Origin of the sequence: Enterobacter sp. SECR19-1250, assembly GCF_013391025.1 — a bacterium.
Lineage (GTDB): Bacteria > Pseudomonadota > Gammaproteobacteria > Enterobacterales > Enterobacteriaceae > Enterobacter > Enterobacter cloacae.
Map to the genome: position 1 here is coordinate 1 of NZ_JACASJ010000307.1, position 486 is coordinate 486.

A 486-nucleotide genomic window follows, 5' to 3' on the forward strand; every position below is an offset into this window, starting at 1 on the left:
TGCGTGATCTGATCCTTCAACTCAGCAAAAGTTCGATTTATTCAACAAAGTCAATCTTTTGCTGCCGCTGCCCGCTCCCAAAACCACGCCGCCCGGCAGTTTTGTCCTGGCTGGCTACTCATCCACAGTTCGCGTCCGATATCCGCAACGATTTTATCGCCATTCACCTGCGCACTGTTCAGGCTGGCGTCCCGACCGCTGTAGTAATCGTCGAGGGAAAGATCCCGGCGCAAGAGGCGGGATCTCTAATATCATGATTCCAATAATCGCAACCAATCATCAAAATCATCAATACCATACAAATAATCTCGATCTGAGGAAGGAAGATCGACCGCACCTAAGCTTTGAATCACTTTCCAGGCAACTTGATCTGTGATTCTAATATCATCTGCATCAATAATTGAAAAAGCCCATTGCGCAATATTGGTTCTATCTAGGGAAGGTGCGAATAAGCAGGTCATTTCTTCCCAAGCTGACTCGCTGATT

Annotated in this window: 2 protein-coding genes; both read right to left on the bottom strand. The window is 46.9% G+C overall.

Going from position 1 to position 486, the window contains the following annotated elements:
* Positions 1 to 50: 50 nt before the first annotated feature.
* Positions 51 to 233, bottom strand: a complete 183-nt coding sequence (locus tag HX884_RS26740) for a hemagglutinin repeat-containing protein (RefSeq protein WP_178329057.1) — start codon at positions 231 to 233, stop codon at positions 51 to 53.
* Positions 234 to 251: 18 nt separating this feature from the next.
* Positions 252 to 486: hypothetical protein (locus tag HX884_RS26745; protein ID WP_256737213.1), on the bottom strand; the 235-nt coding region annotated here is incomplete at its 5' end.